A 15,826-nucleotide genomic window follows, 5' to 3' on the forward strand; every position below is an offset into this window, starting at 1 on the left:
CCGCCCCGCCGCACTGGGGGCGTCCCCCTCCCGACTCGCGCAGCAAGTCGAGAGAGGGGTGAAGGCGCGAAGCGACTCAGGGGGTGCTTATTTTTTCAGGCTGTCGCGGATCTCGCGCAGCAGCACGATGTCTTCAGGAGGGGCGACCGGTGCTGCAGGTGCCGGTGGGGTTTCGCGCTTCAAGCGGTTGATCTGCTTGATCATCATGAAGATGATGAAGGCGAGGATGATGAAGTTCACTGCCACGGTGATGAAATTGCCATAGGCGAACACCGGCACGCCGGCCTTCTTGAGGGCATCGAGCGTCATGGCGGTGCCGGCCGGCACATTGCCCAGCACGACGAACAGGTTGGAGAAGTCGAGCTTGCCGAACACCAGCCCCACCACGGGCAGGATCAGGTCGGACACGACCGAATCCACGATCTTTCCGAAGGCCCCGCCGATGATGACGCCCACGGCCAGATCGATCACGTTGCCCTTGACGGCAAATTCCCGGAACTCTTGTGCAATGCCCATGGATAACCCCTCTTGATAATAGACAAGAAGGCGAGTATTGCCCAGGTCTGCCCCCTGTCAAGGCGGAGTGTCCGCCTGCAATGACCCTTTTCACTCCGCTACAATTCGCGGTTGACCCCAATAGCGATGTACATCGAGGATCCCCATGAGTGACACCCCAATCGACTCCAGCAAGCGGACGTGGCTGATTGCGTCCGGCTGTGCTGGTGCGGTGGGCGGCGTGGCAACCGCCGTTCCTTTCGTGAGTACCTTCCAGCCTTCCGAGCGGGCCAAGGCTGCAGGTGCGGCCGTCGAGGTGGATATCTCCGCGCTCAAGCCTGGAGAAAAAGTCACCGTGGAGTGGCGCGGCAAGCCCGTCTGGATCGTCAAGCGCACGCCGGAGCAACTCGCCGAGCTGCCCAAGCTCGATGGCCAGCTGGCGGATCCCAAGTCCGAGCGCAAGCCTTCGGAACTGACCCCCGAATACGCCCGCAACGAAGCGCGTTCCATCAAGCCCGAGATCCTCGTGGCGGTGGGCATCTGCTCGCACCTGGGGTGCTCGCCGTCGGACAAGTTCCAGACCGGCGCGCAGGCCTCGCTGCCCGACGACTGGAAGGGCGGGTTCCTGTGCCCCTGCCACGGTTCCACCTTCGACATGGCAGGCCGCGTGTTCAAGAACAAGCCGGCCCCGGACAACCTGGAAGTGCCGCCCCACATGTACCTGTCGGAGACCCGCCTCCTGATCGGTGAAGACAAGGCTTGAGGGATACAAGAACATCATGGCCCACGAATTCAAGGAAATCTCCCCCAACGCCTCGATAGCGGCGAAGACCACCAACTGGTTCGAGAACCGGTTCCCGACGGCCTTCGATGCCTACCGCGTGCACATGTCGGAGTACTACGCTCCGAAGAACTTCAACTTCTGGTACATCTTCGGCTCGCTGTCGCTGCTGGTGCTGGTGATCCAGATCGTCACCGGCATCTTCCTGGTGATGCACTACAAGCCCGACGCGGCCAAGGCCTTCGAATCGGTCGAGTACATCATGCGCGATGTGCCCTGGGGCTGGTTGATCCGCTACATGCACTCCACGGGGGCCTCGGCCTTCTTCGTGGTGGTCTACCTGCACATGTTCCGCGGGCTCATCTACGGCAGCTACCGCAAGCCGCGCGAGCTGGTGTGGGTGTTCGGCTGCGCGATCTTCCTGTGCCTGATGGCCGAGGCCTTCATGGGCTACCTGCTGCCCTGGGGCCAGATGTCGTACTGGGGCGCCCAGGTGATCGTGAACCTGTTCGCTGCGATTCCCTTCATCGGTCCGGACCTGGCCCTCTTGATCCGCGGTGACTACGTGGTGGGCGATGCGACGCTGAACCGCTTCTTCAGCTTCCACGTGATCGCCGTGCCGCTGGTGCTGCTGGGCCTGGTGGTCGCCCACTTGCTGGCGCTGCACGACGTGGGCTCGAACAACCCCGATGGCGTGGAAATCAAGGGCCCCAAGGCGCCCAAGGATGCCAACGGCAAGCCCCTGGACGGCGTGCCCTTCCACCCCTACTACACGGTGCACGACATCTTCGGTGTCTGCGTGTTCCTGATGGCCTTCACGGCGGTGATCTTCTTCGCCCCCGAGTTCGGCGGCTACTTCCTCGAATACAACAACTTCATCCCGGCCGACCCGCTGAAGACGCCTGCGCACATTGCGCCAGTCTGGTACTTCACGCCGTTCTACTCGATGCTGCGCGCCATCACCAGCGAGATGATGTATGCGCTGATCCTGTGCGTGGTGGGTGGTGCCGTGCTGGCCTCGGTCAAGCTCAAGCTGCCCAGCTTCATCAAGGCCGGCGCCGTGGTCGTCGCCCTGGTGGTCGCCGCGCTGATGCTGGCCATCGACGCCAAGTTCTGGGGCGTGGTGGTGATGGGCGGTGCCGTGATCATCCTGTTCTTCCTGCCATGGCTGGACTACAGCCCGGTCAAGTCGATCCGCTACCGTCCCGACTGGCACAAGTACCTGTACGGCATCTTCGTGATCAACTTCCTGATCCTGGGTTACCTGGGTGTGCAGCCACCGTCGCCGATCGGCGAGCGCGTCTCGCAGGTGGGTACGCTGTTCTACTTCGGCTTCTTCATCCTGATGCCCTGGTGGAGCCGTCTGGGCACGCCCAAGCCGGTGCCTGACCGTGTGACCTTTGCCGCGCACTGAGCGGGAGACAAGAACAATGAAGAAACTCATCCTCACGCTGATCGCAGCCCTGGGCATTGTTTCGGGCGTGCAGGCCGCCGAAGGCGGTATTGCCTGGGACAAGGCGCCCAACAAGACGAACGACCTGGCTTCGCTGCAGAACGGCGCCAAGATTTTCGTCAACTACTGCCTGAGCTGCCACTCGGCAGCGTTCATGCGCTACAACCGCTTGCGCGACATCGGTCTGACCGAGCAGGAAATCAAGGATAACCTGCTGTTCGCAACCGACAAGGTCGGCGAGACCATGAAGGCGTCCATCGATCCCAAGCAAGCCAAGGAATGGTTTGGCGCCAACCCGCCCGACCTGACCGTGATCGCGCGTTCGCGTGCGGGCCATGGCGGCACGGGCGCAGACTACCTGTACACCTTCCTGCGCACCTTCTACCGCGACGAGACCAAGGCCACGGGCTGGAACAACCTGGCTTTCCCCAGCGTGGGCATGCCGCACGTGCTGTGGGAGATGCAGGGCGATCGCCGCCCGGTGTTTGAAGAGCATGAAAGCCACGGCCACAAGACCCAGGTCTTCAAGGGCTGGCAGCAGGTGACCCCAGGAACGGTGACGCCTTTGCAGTTCGAACAGAATATCGGCGATCTCGTGAACTACCTGCAATGGATGGGTGAGCCCGCGCAGAACACCCGCATCCGCGTCGGTGTCTGGGTGCTGATCTTCCTGGGTGTGTTCACGGTCATTGCCTGGAGACTGAACGCAGCGTTCTGGAAAGACGTCAAGTAACACGCCAGATCCATATGCCGCGCCCCCTTGCGGGGGTGGGGCGGGGTCTTTACGGAGTGGGCGCTTTTGGCTCCCACTCTTTTGATTTTTAGGAGCCTCACACCATGATGGTGCTTTACTCGGGAACGACCTGTCCCTTCTCCCACCGCTGCCGCTTCGTCCTGTTCGAGAAGGGCATGGACTTCGAAATCCGCGATGTGGACCTGTACAACAAGCCCGAAGACATCAGCGTGATGAACCCCTACGGCCAGGTGCCCATCCTGGTCGAGCGCGACCTGATCCTGTACGAGTCGAACATCATCAACGAGTACATCGACGAGCGCTTCCCGCACCCGCAGCTGATGCCCGGCGACCCGGTGGACCGCGCCCGTGTGCGCCTGTTCCTGCTCAACTTCGAGAAGGAGCTGTTCGTGCACGTGAACATCCTGGAGTCGCGTGCGACCAAGGGCAATGAAAAGGCGCTGGAAAAGGCACGTGCCCATATCCGCGACCGCCTGACGCAGCTGGCACCCGTGTTCCTCAAGAACAAGTACATGCTGGGCGACAACTTCTCCATGCTGGATGTGGCCATTGCCCCGCTGCTGTGGCGCCTGGACTACTATGGCATCGACCTGAGCAAGAATGCGGCCCCGCTGCTCAAGTACGCCGAGCGCATCTTCTCGCGCCCTGCCTACATCGAAGCGCTGACGCCTTCCGAAAAGGTCATGCGCAAGTAATGCGCGTGCGCCATCGTCCGTCCCTGAACGCCTGCCCTTAGCCCATGAATGCCACGGAATCCACGTCCACACGCCCCTACCTGATCCGCGCCCTGTACGAATGGTGCACGGACAACGGGCTCACGCCCTATGTGGCGGTGCGGGTGGACGATTCCGTGCAGGTGCCGCGCGAGTATGTGAACGATGGCGAGATCGTGCTCAACATCAGCTACGACGCCACCAGCGCGCTGCAACTGGGCAACGATTTCATCGAGTTCAAGGCCCGTTTCGGCGGCAAGCCGCGCGAGATCCTGGTGCCTGTGGGCCGGGTGATCGCGATCTATGCACGCGAGAACGGGCAGGGCATGGCGTTTCCGCCGCCGGTGGACAACCTGGTGGGTGGCGCCCCGCCACAGGGTCTGTCGGCACCGGCGTCCGCGCCCGCGGAACTGTCCCAGGTGCCGGTGGCCGCGCCAACGCCGGTATCGGCATCGCCCGTGGACGACCGGGTGGTGCACCTGGTGCCGGGCGAATCCCCTGCTTCCGATGGCGGGGATGGCCATCCGCCGCGCCCGTCGCCCTCGGGTGGCGGCAGTCGCCCTGCGCTCAAGCGGGTGAAATAGCGCGGGACACCCCCTGGTTCATTTTTCGGGCTGTTTTTGCAGGATAAAATTCAGCCTTCGCCGGTTTAGCTCAGTTGGTAGAGCACCCGCCTTGTAAGCGGTAGGTCGTCAGTTCGATTCCGACAACCGGCACCATCTTTTCTCTCCCTCTCCCCTTCTTCTTCCGCCGTCGGGCATGCGATTGCCCGCATGTTGTGTGGAGTCGCGTGCTGCGTTTTCACGCCGTGGACCGCCTGCCATATCCATTTGGCAGCTTTTTGACAAGCAAGTAACTGTCTTTGGGCCTGTTTTTCAGGTTTGAACTTTCAGCCGAATGGAGTTAACCTCCCACCCCCGGCTGCGCAAGTGCGCCTGCAGTGCAGGCAGCAGTTGACGGATCTTGGCCGCGGCGGCATTGCTCTTGACCAGCAGGCACCAGGTGTTCCCATCGATGGGGCCAGCCTGGACGGACTGGCGCAGGCCGGCGGGTAACAACAATTCAATGGCCTTGAGCCGTTCGCTGGAGTCGCGTGTCAATGCGGTGAGCATGTGCAGCGTGGGGGATTCCTCGCTGGCTTGCTGCAGGGTGACGGCGTGGTGGCGGCGGGTCATGGGGATGCGCCGGTGGGCGTGGAGATGTCGTAGTGCACCTGATTATCACGGACGCCCGTTTGGCGCGCAGCCGCGCCATTCACCTTTCCGGGGTTCGCCTTCTGCTGGCGGGCCTGGTTCTTTCCCTCGGACTTATGGTCACGGCCGCCGGCCTGTACCACTGGGTCTTTCTCAAGGGCGCGCGCGAAGGCTGGCCGGTCTTCGGCGCGCTGGTGCGCCTGGTGGTGAAGGACGAATTCGCCGAGCGCGACCGTTTCATGCGCGCCAACCTCGATGCGATGGCCAAGCGCGTGGGTGAGATGCAGGCGCGCATGGTGCAGCTCGAATCCCTGGGCGAACGTGTGCTGGGCCTGGCGGGCATGCCTGCGACGGAACTGCGCAGCGACGGGCGCGGCGGCGCGTTGGTGAGTGCCCACAACCTGAGCATGGAAGAGCTGCAGGCCACGCTCAATGACCTGGAGCGCCTGACCAACCAGCGGGTGGACCTGATGACGGTGATGGAGTCGCGCCTGTTCGACCAGCACATCCGCAAGAAGATGGTCCCCACGCATGCGCCCGTGGCGGGCAAGCTGCCCGGGTCGTCGTTCGGCTGGCGCATCGATCCGATCACGGGCCAATCGGCGCTGCACACAGGGCTCGACTTCCAGGCCGATACCGGTACGGCCATCCTGGCGGCCGCGGGTGGCGTGGTCGTGACGCAGGAATACCATCCAGCCTATGGCAACATGATCGAGGTGGACCACGGCAACCAGTTGGTGACGCGTTACGCACACGCCTCGCGTACCCTGGTGAAGCAAGGGGACATCGTCAAGCGCGGGCAGAAGATCGCCGAGGTGGGCACCACCGGGCGTTCCACGGGCCCGCACCTGCACTTTGAAGTGCTGGTGCAAGGGGTTTTCCAGGACCCGCAGAAGTTTCTCAGCGCGGGCAGCGCGGTGGCGGGAGGCCAGGGCACTGGGGCGCAAAAGCCGGGCCTGGTGGCAGCTTCCGGCAGCCCTGCTGCAGGCAGGTAAAATCGCGGGTCCGGCGTTCGCAGCCCACGGTAGTGCAGTCCTTGCAATACCGGGCGACGGACCCACCTGATCTCAATTCATCTTAGGGGTTTCGGTCGCTTCGCGCGCTGATTGCAGCGGGTGGGGCGGTCCTGTTCGCATGGCCACCAACTTCCTTACCAAACTATTCGGCAGCCGCAATGACCGGCTTCTTAAGCAGTACCGCAAGACGGTCTCCCGCATCAATGCGATGGAGCCCGACTACGAGAAGCTGACGGACGAGGCGCTTCGCGCCAAGACGCAGGAGTTCAAGGACCGGGTGGCCAAGGGCGAGTCGCTGGACGACATCCTGCCCGAGGCGTTTGCGGTGGTGCGCGAAGGCTCCAAGCGCATCATGAAGATGCGCCACTTCGACGTGCAGCTGCTGGGCGGCATGGCCCTGCACTTCGGCAAGATCGCCGAAATGCGCACGGGCGAGGGCAAGACCCTGACCGCCACACTGCCGGTATACCTGAATGCGCTGTCCGACAAGGGCGTGCACGTGGTGACCGTGAACGACTATCTGGCCAACCGCGATGCTCAGTGGATGGGCCGGCTGTACAACTTCCTGGGTCTCTCGGTGGGCATCAACCTGCCCAACATGCCGCGCGAGGAAAAGCAGGCCGCCTACCGCGCCGACATCACCTACGGCACGAACAACGAATACGGCTTCGACTACCTGCGCGACAACATGGTCTACGAGGCCGCGGACCGCGTGCAGCAGGGCCTGAACTTCGCGATCGTCGACGAGGTGGACTCGATCCTGATCGACGAGGCGCGCACGCCCCTGATCATCAGCGGCCAGGCCGAAGACCACACGGCCATGTACATCGCCATGAACAAGGTGGTGCCGCTTCTGATTCGCCAGGAAGGCGAGGCCGATCCCCGCACCGGCGAGGGCGTGACCAAGCCGGGCGACTTCACGCTCGACGAGAAGACCCACCAGGTGTTCCTGACCGAGCAGGGCCATGAAAGCGCCGAGCGCATCCTGGCCAGCCATGGCCTGATCGCCGAGGGCGCATCGGTCTACGACCCGGCCAACATCACGTTGATGCACCATCTGTACGCTGCGCTGCGTGCCAACCACCTGTACCACCGCGACCAGCACTACGTGGTGCAGAACGGCGAGATCGTGATCGTGGACGAGTTCACCGGCCGCCTGATGTCGGGCCGCCGCTGGAGCGAAGGCCTGCACCAGGCCGTGGAAGCCAAGGAAGGGGTGAACATCCAGGCCGAGAACCAGACGCTGGCCTCGATCACTTTCCAGAACTATTTCCGCCTGTACGGCAAGCTGGCCGGCATGACCGGCACGGCCGACACCGAAGCCTACGAGTTCCAGGAAATCTACGGCCTGGAAACCACGGTGATCCCGCCGAACCGCCCCAGCCGCCGCGACGACCAGCTCGACCGCGTTTACAAGACCACGCGCGAGAAGTACGAAGCCGCCATCAAGGACATCCGCGAATGCCACGAGCGTGGCCAGCCGGTGCTGGTAGGCACGACCTCGATCGAGAACTCCGAGATCATCGATCAGCTGCTCAACAAGGAAGGTCTGCCGCACCAGGTGCTCAACGCCAAGCAGCATGCCCGTGAGGCCGACATCGTGGCCCAGGCCGGGCGTGCCGGCATGATCACCATCGCCACCAACATGGCCGGCCGCGGTACCGACATCGTGCTGGGCGGCAACATCGAGAAGCTGATCGCTGCTGTCGAAGCCGACGAGGCGCTGGACGCGGCGGGACGCGAGGCACAGATTGCCCAGGTGCGCGCCGACTGGTCCGTGGACCACGAGAAGATCAAGGCCCTGGGCGGCCTGCGCATCATCGCCACCGAACGCCACGAGTCGCGCCGCATCGACAACCAGCTGCGTGGCCGTTCGGGCCGCCAGGGCGACCCCGGCTCCTCGCGCTTTTACCTGAGCCTTGACGATTCGTTGATGCGCATCTTTGCGGGCGACCGCGTCAAGGCCATCATGGACCGCCTGAAGATGCCCGATGGCGAGGCCATCGAGGCGGGCATCGTGACCCGCAGCATCGAATCGGCCCAGCGCAAGGTGGAGGCCCGCAACTTCGACATCCGCAAGCAATTGCTGGAGTACGACGACGTGGCCAACGACCAGCGCAAGGTGATCTACCAGCAGCGCAACGACATCCTCGATGCCTCCGAGCTGTCGGACGTGATTGCCGCCATGCGCGACGACTGCATGACCGACCTGGTGCGCCAGTACGTGCCCGCCGAGTCGGTGGAAGAGCAGTGGGACGTCCCCACCCTGCAGAAGGTGCTGGCCGACGAGTGGCAGGTCGACATCGACCTCAAGGCCATCGTCGAGGCATCGAGCGCCATCACCGATGACGAGATCCTGGAGAAGGTGGTGCAGGCGGCGCAGGCCGCGTTCGACGCCAAGGTGGAGCAGGTCGGCCGCGACAACTTCACGCAGTTCGAACGCGTGGTGCTGCTGCAGAACTTCGACTCCAACTGGCGCGACCACCTGAGCTCGCTGGACTACCTGCGCCAGGGCATCCACCTGCGCGGCTATGCCCAGAAGCAACCCAAGCAGGAATACAAGCGCGAGGCCTTCGAGCTGTTCCGCCAGCTCATCGATCAGGTCAAGAACGAAGTCACCAAGGTGCTGATGACCGTGCAGGTGCAGTCGCAGGCCCAGCTGGACCAGGCCGCACAGGACATGGAAAGTCGCGCCGAGAGCATCGCCAACGTGACCTACACGGCGCCCACCGAAACCGGCGAAGTGGAGACCACGCAGGAGCAGCGCCAGGCCGCCGGCGGCCAGGAGCTGCCCTTGCCCGAAGGCCTGCGCGTGTCGCGCAACGACCCATGCCCCTGCGGCAGCGGCAAGAAGTACAAGCAGTGCCACGGCAAGCTGGCCTGATTTTCTGATCTGCATGACACGGGCTTCGGCCCGTGTTTTCATTGGCGCGCCACGGTTTTCCGCATAATCGGACGCAGTTTTTCAAGAAAGAGCCTCCTCCCATGCCCGTTCATCTTCTTGCCCCCGTTGCCGCCGATCTGCATGCGATTGCCGGTGTCCGCATTGGTGTCGCCGAAGCCGGTGTCCGCAAGGCCAACCGCAAGGACCTCACCGTGTTCCTGCTCGACGAAGGCGCCAGCGTGGCGGGTGTGTTCACGCAGAACCGTTTTTGCGCGGCCCCGGTGCAGGTCGGCCGTGAGCACCTGGCTGGCGGGCAGGGCATCCGCGCGATGGTGATCAACACCGGCAATGCCAATGCCGGCACTGGTGCCGATGGACTGGCGCGTGCGCGTACCACCTGCGTGGCGCTGGCGCGCCAGCTGAACGTGGCGCCCGAGCAGGTGCTGCCGTTCTCCACCGGCGTGATCATGGAGCCACTGCCGGTGGACCGCATCGAGGCCGGCCTGCCGGCGGCCATTGCGGATGCGCAGCCCGGCCATTGGGCACGCGCTGCCGAAGGCATCATGACCACCGATACGCTGCCCAAGGCCTTTTCGGCCCAGGTGCAGATCGCGGGCACGACGGTGTCCATCACCGGCATCAGCAAGGGCGCCGGCATGATCCGCCCGAACATGGCGACCATGCTGGGCTTCATGGCCACCGATGCTGTGGTGCATCCCTCGGTGATGCAGCAGCTGGCACGTGAACTGGCCGATGGCTCGTTCAACCGCGTGACCATCGACGGCGACACCTCGACCAACGATTCCTTCGTGGTCGTGGCCACGAACAAGGCTGCGCATGCGCCCATCACCGACCTGGCCAGTGCCGAGGGCAAGGTCCTGCAGGCTGCGATGCTGCAGGTGGCGCAGAAGCTGGCCCAGGCCATCGTGCGCGACGGTGAAGGCGCCACCAAGTTCATCACCGTGCGCGTCGAAGGCGGCAAGACCGGCGACGAGTGCCGCAAGGTGGCCTACGCCATTGCCCATTCGCCCCTGGTCAAGACGGCCTTCTTCGCCAGCGACCCGAACCTGGGCCGCATCCTGGCGGCCGTGGGCTATGCGGGCATCGACGACCTGGACCAGACTGGGATCGACCTCTACCTCGACGACGTGCACGTGGCTGTCAAGGGCGGGCGCAATCCGGCCTACCGCGAGGAGGATGGCCAGCGCGTGATGAAGCAAAGCGAGATCACCGTGCGTGTGCTGTTGGGCCGGGGCGATGCCGCCGACACCGTGTGGACCTGCGACTTCAGCCACGAATACGTGACCATCAACGCGGACTACCGCTCCTGAGATCGCGAGTCCGTCAGCCCATGAACCAAGCACTGGAACACCTGATCGCGCGCGCAGAGCAGTTGATCACCCGGATCGAGGCAGCCCTTCCGCAGCCTCTCTCGGCCCCCGACTGGACGGCGTCTATCGCCTGGCGCTACCGCAAGCGCAGCAGCGGCCATGGCACGCTGGAGCCCGTGCGCCACGTGGCGGCCATGGCCCTGACCGAGCTCAAGGAGATCGATGGCCAGAAGGACAAGATCGAGCGCAACACGCGCCAGTTCGTGCAGGGCAAGCCGGCCAACAACGTGCTGCTCACGGGTGCGCGCGGCACGGGCAAGTCCTCGCTGATCAAGGCCTGCCTGAACGCCTATGCGCCACAGGGCCTGCGCCTGATCGAAGTCGACAAGGCCGACCTGACCGACCTGCCCGACATCGTGGACGTGGTCTCGGCGCGCCCCGAGAAGTTCATCGTCTTCTGTGACGACCTGAGCTTCGAGGAAGGTGAGCCGGGCTACAAGGCACTCAAGTCCATCCTCGATGGGTCGGTGGCTGCCGCCACGCCGAACGTGCTGATCTACGCCACCAGCAACCGCCGCCACCTGCTGCCCGAGTACATGGCCGAGAACCTGACCTACACGCACAGCGAAGACGGTGAGGTGCACCCCGGCGAGGTGGTCGAGGAAAAGATCTCGCTGTCGGAGCGCTTCGGCCTGTGGGTGAGCTTTTACCCGTTCAGCCAGGACGAGTACCTGACCATCGTTGCGCAGTGGCTCTCGTCGCTGGGTGTGAGCGCCCAGGACATCGCGGCGGCACGCCCTCAGGCCTTGGTATGGGCGCTGGAGCGGGGCTCGCGCAGTGGTCGCGTGGCCTACCAGTTCGCACGCGACTACGCGGGGCGCCGGGGTGGTTGAGCCCGTGGCCGGCGAGGCAGCGGTGCGCAAGCACACCGAGGTGGCGGTGGGAATCCTGGTGCGCCCGGACGGCGCACTGCTGTTGTCCACCCGGCCGCCAGGCAAGCCCTACGCGGGCTACTGGGAATTTCCGGGCGGCAAGCTGGAATTGGGCGAGACGGTGGAGCAGGCCCTGCGGCGTGAGCTGGTCGAGGAGCTGGGCGTGACCATCGGGCCCGCCGCGGTCTGGAAGATCACCGAACACGACTATCCGCACGCGCTGGTGCGGCTGCATTGGTGCAAGGTCCATGCGTGGACAGGGGACTTCGAGATGCGCGAAGGCCAGGACATGGCATGGCAGCAGCTGCCGCTGGAGGTCAAGCCGATATTGCCCGGGGCTTACCCGGTGCTGCAGTGGCTCTCCGAGGAGCGCGGCCTGGCGTTCGTGGCACCGGAACTTCCCAAGGTCTGACCCGCGAAGGCCGAGGGCCGCGATCCGCAGCTCAGTCAGTGCTGCAGTTTGGGGTCGCCATACTGGGCGTCCAGCGGCGGCGCCTCGGCAGGCATGCGGAAGTCTTCGCTGGCCCAGGCGCCCAGGTCCACCTGCTTGCAGCGCTCGCTGCAGAAGGGGCGGTAGGCATTGGTCGGGCTGTAGATGCTGTCGCCACCACAGGTGGGACAGACGACGGTGCGGGCAGGGGTGCTGCTCGGGTTGGATGGTTGTCGGGCCATGCTGAGCGCCTCCTTCACGCGCACAGGGTCAGTTCGAAAGCGGCATCCTCCGCGCAGGAGTGCAGCCGGCCATCGGCTTCCTGGCGCATGAGCCGCACCGAGACGATCAGGCGGTTGCCGCTGATTTCCGGGATGAGCCCCAGTGATGGGTCCATGCGCAGGCGCAGCAGCTGGAAGGTGCGGCCCTGGGGCAGGTTCTGCTGGAACTGGCCACGCTCGGCGGCCACTTTCTGCGGAACGCCGGAGTCGCGCAGCAGCTTGAGCAACACGTAGATGGACTCGGCCAGGGGTGCGAGGGTGGAGGCCCATTCCTGCAGTGCGTTCTGGCGGTGGGCCACGTCGTGGTGCTGCCAGGCGTAGTAGGCGGGCAGGTCGAAGCCGCAGGTGCCGCCCGGAATGCCGACGCGGCTGCGGATGCTCATCAACCAGTCGTTCTCAGTCAGGGCGTGGCCGGACTTGCCATTCTGGGTGTTCAGTGCCGTGAAGCAATGGTCCAGCTGGGTGATGACCGCTTCCAGCGCGGCTTCCGAGATCGAGGGGTTGCCCCGGTAGCCTTCCAGTTGGTGCTTGTGCTTCTCGATGTCTTTGAGCACGTCCGACTTCAGGTCGGCGCGTGCGGCCACGTCCATGATCTCGAAGATCGTGACCAGCGCGAAATGGTGGTCCAGAGCGTGGGAGCGCGGGATCAGTTCGCCGAGTCGGCGAAACAGCTGCTCCAGACGCAGGTACGTTCTGAGGCGCTCATTGAAAGGGTATTCGTAAAGGATCACGCTGGCGGGTTCCCGGGGCTCTCAGGGTATTTTGCGGCGCCGCGGGTCTTTGCCCGTCAAAGCAGGGGACCACAGGCGTGCGCATGCATCATAGCCCGAACCGCCGACCCAGCTGCACGGCCTGGACCTGCAATTGCGTCAATGTGCAGAGTGGGCCGTTATGTACCACGGCATCGGCCGCGGCCCGGCGCACGGGCCGGCTGGCCTGGTTCGCCAGGATGGCCTGCACGGCCTCGCGCGCAAGGCCGCTGCGCTGCACGACCCGCTCAACCTGGGTTTCCGGTGGGCAGTCGATCACCACCACGGCATCGAGCTGCCGGGTCCAGCGTCCTGACTCCACGAGCAAGGGGATGTCATGCACGATCAAGCGCTTGCCTTCCTGCTGGGCCTGGTGCGCTTCGTAGGCGCTGCGCTGGGTCACCAGCGGGTGCACGATGGACTCCAGGCGTGCCCGCGCATCCTCATCGGAAAATGCCAGGGCCCGCATGCGGGCCCTGTCGAGTGCACCGGAGGCATCGACATACCCGACCCCGAAGTTCTGCCGGATCGCCTCGATGGCCGCGCCGCCCGGACCTGTCACGCTGCGCGCGATCTGGTCTGAGTCGATCAGCGCTGCTCCCAACGAGGCGAGCAATTGACCAAAGGTGCTCTTGCCGCTGCCGATCCCCCCGGTCAGACCGATGCGCATGGCTTACAGCCCCAACTGGTGCAGCATAGCCTGGAGAATGGCCTCGGGGGTGAACACCATCGAAGCCAGGCCGGCCCCGACCAGGAAGGGGCCGAAAGGGACGTAGCCCCCCTCGCGCAACTGGTTCCTGAATTTCATGGCCAGACCCACGATGGCACCGATCACGGATGCCATGAGAATGATCGGTACCAGGGCCTGCCAGCCAAACCAGGCACCGAGCGCCGCGAACAGCTTGAAATCACCGTAGCCCATGCCTTCCTTACCGGTGGCCCACTTGAAGCCCCAGTACACGAGCCAAAGGGACAGGTATCCAGCCGCGGCTCCCATCACCGAGGCGGCGATCGGGATGCTGGTCCAGCCCAGCGTCGAAGCAATCAATCCTGCCCACAGCAGCGGCAGGGTGATGTCGTCGGGCAGCAGGGTAGTGTCCCAGTCGATCATCGCAAGCGCTACCATCGCCGCGGCAAACCCGCACCAGACCAAAGTGGGCAGCGACAGTCCCCCCCAATGGCCCAGAAACGCAAACAGACCTGCGGTACCCAGCTCCACCAAAGGGTATCGCACGCTGATGTGCACCCCGCAAGACGAGCATTTGCCGCGCAGGAACAGATAACTCAGGACGGGTATGTTTTCATACCACTGCACCGTGTGCCCGCACGCCTGGCAGCGCGAGCGGGGAACCATGAGGTTGAATGGCTCTGCAGGGGGTGGTGAAGGTGATTCAACTACCACCGAGGCCACTGCATCGGTGGCCTGATGCACGGCTGCTGCCTGCTCGGCAGCGTAGGCCGCCACCTCCGCATTCCATTGGCGCTCCATCATCTTGGGCAGCCTGTAGATCACCACATTCAGAAAGCTGCCGATCAACAAGCCCAGGACGCCGACCAGGGCGGCGCTCCACCACGGATCCAGGAGCATCAAACGACCTGGCCGAGCTTGAAGATGGGCAGGTACATCGCAACCACAATGCCACCGATCAGGGTTCCGAGGAAAACAATGATGATGGGTTCCATCAGGCTGGAGAGGCCGGCCACCATCTCGTCTACTTCGGCTTCATAGAAGTCGGCGGCTTTGCCCAGCATGTGATCGATGGAGCCGGACTCTTCGCCGATGGCACACATTTGCAACACCATGGACGGGAAAATGTTGGCGTTACCCATGGCCGCTGTCAGGCTGGTGCCGGTGGACACCTCCTGCTGGATTTTCTCGGTAGCGACGGCGTAGACCGAGTTGCCGGAGGCGCCTCCTACCGAATCGAGCGCTTCCACCAGCGGAACGCCCGCCGCAAACATGGTTGCCAATGTCCGGGTCCAGCGGGCCACGCAGGATTTGTCGATCAATGCGCCAAAAATCGGCATCTTCAACAGAGCACGGTCCATGAATTTCTGCATCTTCTCGTTGCGCTTCCATGCTTCCATGAAGAAATAGAAGCCTCCGCCAATCACCCCGAAGATCAGCCACCACCATTTGACAAAAATCTCGCTGATGTTCATCACGATCAAGGTAGGCGCTGGCAGTTCAGCGCCGAACGATGAAAAAACTTCCTTGAAGGCTGGAACAACGAAAATCATGATCACAGTCACCACGATGAACGCCACGATCAGCACGGAAATCGGATACATCAAGGCGGATTTGATCTTGGATTTGATCGCCTCCGTTTTTTCCATGTAGGTGGCCAGTCGATCCAGCAAGGCTTCCAGAATACCGGCTGCCTCGCCGGCTTCCACGAGATTGCAGTACAGGGTATCGAAGTACAGAGGGTGCTTTCGAAACGCCGCATTCAGCGAGGTTCCCGTTTCCACATCGACACGGATATCGTTGAGCAGCTTGGTCACGCTGGCATTGGTGTTGCCGCGACCAACGATGTCGAACGACTGCAGCAAGGGTACGCCAGCCTTCATCATGGTGGCGAGTTGGCGGGTGAACAGGGCGATGTCCTTGGGCTTGATCTTCTTGCCCGACTTCATGCGCCGCTTCTTGATCTTGGTCGGGAACACGCCCTGGCGCCTCAATGTGGCCTGGACCTGGTTTTCACCTCCCGCACGGATTTCTCCGCGCACGATTTTCCCGGCCCGGTCCTTGCCTTCCCATTCGAAGACGAAATCCTTGACATCCTTCGATGCTGCTGCAGTCGCCATGGTATT

Annotated in this window: 17 protein-coding genes and 1 tRNA gene; 11 read left to right on the forward strand and 7 right to left on the reverse strand. The window is 63.6% G+C overall.

Translation table 11 applies throughout. The annotated features are described in order from the left end of the window. Positions 1 to 87 precede the first annotated feature (87 nt). Positions 88 to 516 carry a large conductance mechanosensitive channel protein MscL gene (gene mscL, locus PMI14_RS11800; protein ID WP_007854489.1) on the reverse strand — a complete coding sequence of 143 codons (429 nt, stop codon included), beginning with the start codon at positions 514 to 516 and terminating at the stop codon, positions 88 to 90. A gap of 145 nt (positions 517 to 661) precedes the next feature. Here mscL and petA point away from each other — a divergent pair, with 145 nt between their 5' ends. From petA to PMI14_RS11830, 6 genes are all read left to right on the forward strand, one after another. Further along, positions 662 to 1,258 (forward strand): ubiquinol-cytochrome c reductase iron-sulfur subunit, encoded by a 597-nt coding sequence (gene petA / locus PMI14_RS11805; protein ID WP_007854498.1) that lies wholly within the window; start codon positions 662 to 664, stop codon positions 1,256 to 1,258. Positions 1,259 to 1,274: 16 nt separating this feature from the next. Further along, the gene (locus PMI14_RS11810) at positions 1,275 to 2,690 is read left to right on the forward strand and encodes a cytochrome bc complex cytochrome b subunit (protein WP_007854502.1); all 1,416 of its coding nucleotides are present in this window, start codon (positions 1,275 to 1,277) and stop codon (positions 2,688 to 2,690) included. 16 nt (positions 2,691 to 2,706) lie between these two features. Next, positions 2,707 to 3,462 (forward strand): cytochrome c1, encoded by a 756-nt coding sequence (locus tag PMI14_RS11815; RefSeq protein WP_007854505.1) that lies wholly within the window; start codon positions 2,707 to 2,709, stop codon positions 3,460 to 3,462. A 104-nt stretch (positions 3,463 to 3,566) separates the two neighbouring features. Further along, positions 3,567 to 4,178 carry a glutathione S-transferase N-terminal domain-containing protein gene (locus PMI14_RS11820; protein WP_007854512.1) on the forward strand — a complete coding sequence of 204 codons (612 nt, stop codon included), beginning with the start codon at positions 3,567 to 3,569 and terminating at the stop codon, positions 4,176 to 4,178. A gap of 44 nt (positions 4,179 to 4,222) precedes the next feature. Further along, on the forward strand, positions 4,223 to 4,780 hold the full coding sequence (locus PMI14_RS11825; protein ID WP_007854515.1) for a ClpXP protease specificity-enhancing factor: 558 nt from the start codon (positions 4,223 to 4,225) through the stop codon (positions 4,778 to 4,780). Between the two features lie 59 nt (positions 4,781 to 4,839). After that, positions 4,840 to 4,915, forward strand: a tRNA-Thr gene (locus tag PMI14_RS11830). Positions 4,916 to 5,071: 156 nt separating this feature from the next. Here PMI14_RS11830 and PMI14_RS11835 read toward each other — a convergent pair. Further along, positions 5,072 to 5,371, reverse strand: coding sequence for a hypothetical protein (locus PMI14_RS11835; RefSeq protein ID WP_007854517.1), 300 nt, complete (start codon positions 5,369 to 5,371; stop codon positions 5,072 to 5,074). A gap of 32 nt (positions 5,372 to 5,403) precedes the next feature. Here PMI14_RS11835 and PMI14_RS11840 point away from each other — a divergent pair, with 32 nt between their 5' ends. The 5 genes from PMI14_RS11840 (at position 5,404) to PMI14_RS11860 (ending at position 11,964) form a co-directional block, all read left to right on the forward strand. Beyond that, complete coding sequence (locus PMI14_RS11840) at positions 5,404 to 6,384, forward strand: M23 family metallopeptidase (RefSeq protein ID WP_035203453.1); 981 nt, start codon at positions 5,404 to 5,406, stop codon at positions 6,382 to 6,384. Positions 6,385 to 6,523: 139 nt separating this feature from the next. Beyond that, the gene (gene secA / locus PMI14_RS11845; RefSeq protein WP_007854521.1) at positions 6,524 to 9,289 is read left to right on the forward strand and encodes a preprotein translocase subunit SecA; all 2,766 of its coding nucleotides are present in this window, start codon (positions 6,524 to 6,526) and stop codon (positions 9,287 to 9,289) included. Positions 9,290 to 9,390: 101 nt separating this feature from the next. Further along, entirely contained in the window at positions 9,391 to 10,620 is a 1,230-nt protein-coding gene (argJ, locus tag PMI14_RS11850) for a bifunctional glutamate N-acetyltransferase/amino-acid acetyltransferase ArgJ (protein WP_007854523.1), read from the forward strand. 20 nt (positions 10,621 to 10,640) lie between these two features. Continuing rightward, entirely contained in the window at positions 10,641 to 11,513 is an 873-nt protein-coding gene (locus tag PMI14_RS11855; RefSeq protein WP_007854526.1) for an ATP-binding protein, read from the forward strand. Continuing rightward, positions 11,506 to 11,964: an NUDIX domain-containing protein gene (locus tag PMI14_RS11860; protein WP_007854528.1), complete on the forward strand. Its 459-nt coding sequence runs from the start codon at positions 11,506 to 11,508 to the stop codon at positions 11,962 to 11,964. The genes PMI14_RS11855 and PMI14_RS11860 overlap by 8 nt, the downstream gene beginning before the upstream one ends. Before the next feature lie 35 nt (positions 11,965 to 11,999). On the opposite strand, the gene PMI14_RS11865 is transcribed toward PMI14_RS11860, so the two are convergent. The 5 genes from PMI14_RS11865 to PMI14_RS11885 all read right to left on the reverse strand — a co-directional run bounded on the left by PMI14_RS11865 (position 12,000) and on the right by PMI14_RS11885 (position 15,820). Then, positions 12,000 to 12,224, reverse strand: coding sequence for a DNA gyrase inhibitor YacG (locus PMI14_RS11865; RefSeq protein ID WP_007854531.1), 225 nt, complete (start codon positions 12,222 to 12,224; stop codon positions 12,000 to 12,002). A 14-nt stretch (positions 12,225 to 12,238) separates the two neighbouring features. Continuing rightward, a complete protein-coding gene (gene zapD / locus PMI14_RS11870) occupies positions 12,239 to 12,994 on the reverse strand; it encodes a cell division protein ZapD (RefSeq protein WP_007854534.1) in 756 nt (251 codons plus the stop codon). Between the two features lie 88 nt (positions 12,995 to 13,082). Next, entirely contained in the window at positions 13,083 to 13,682 is a 600-nt protein-coding gene (coaE, locus tag PMI14_RS11875; RefSeq protein ID WP_007854537.1) for a dephospho-CoA kinase, read from the reverse strand. A gap of 3 nt (positions 13,683 to 13,685) precedes the next feature. Beyond that, complete coding sequence (locus tag PMI14_RS11880; RefSeq protein ID WP_007854540.1) at positions 13,686 to 14,600, reverse strand: A24 family peptidase; 915 nt, start codon at positions 14,598 to 14,600, stop codon at positions 13,686 to 13,688. Continuing rightward, the gene (locus PMI14_RS11885; RefSeq protein WP_007854543.1) at positions 14,600 to 15,820 is read right to left on the reverse strand and encodes a type II secretion system F family protein; all 1,221 of its coding nucleotides are present in this window, start codon (positions 15,818 to 15,820) and stop codon (positions 14,600 to 14,602) included. Before PMI14_RS11885 ends, PMI14_RS11880 begins: the two co-directional genes overlap by 1 nt. Positions 15,821 to 15,826 lie beyond the last annotated feature (6 nt).

Source organism: Acidovorax sp. CF316 (assembly GCF_000276605.1).
Lineage (GTDB): Bacteria > Pseudomonadota > Gammaproteobacteria > Burkholderiales > Burkholderiaceae_C > Acidovorax.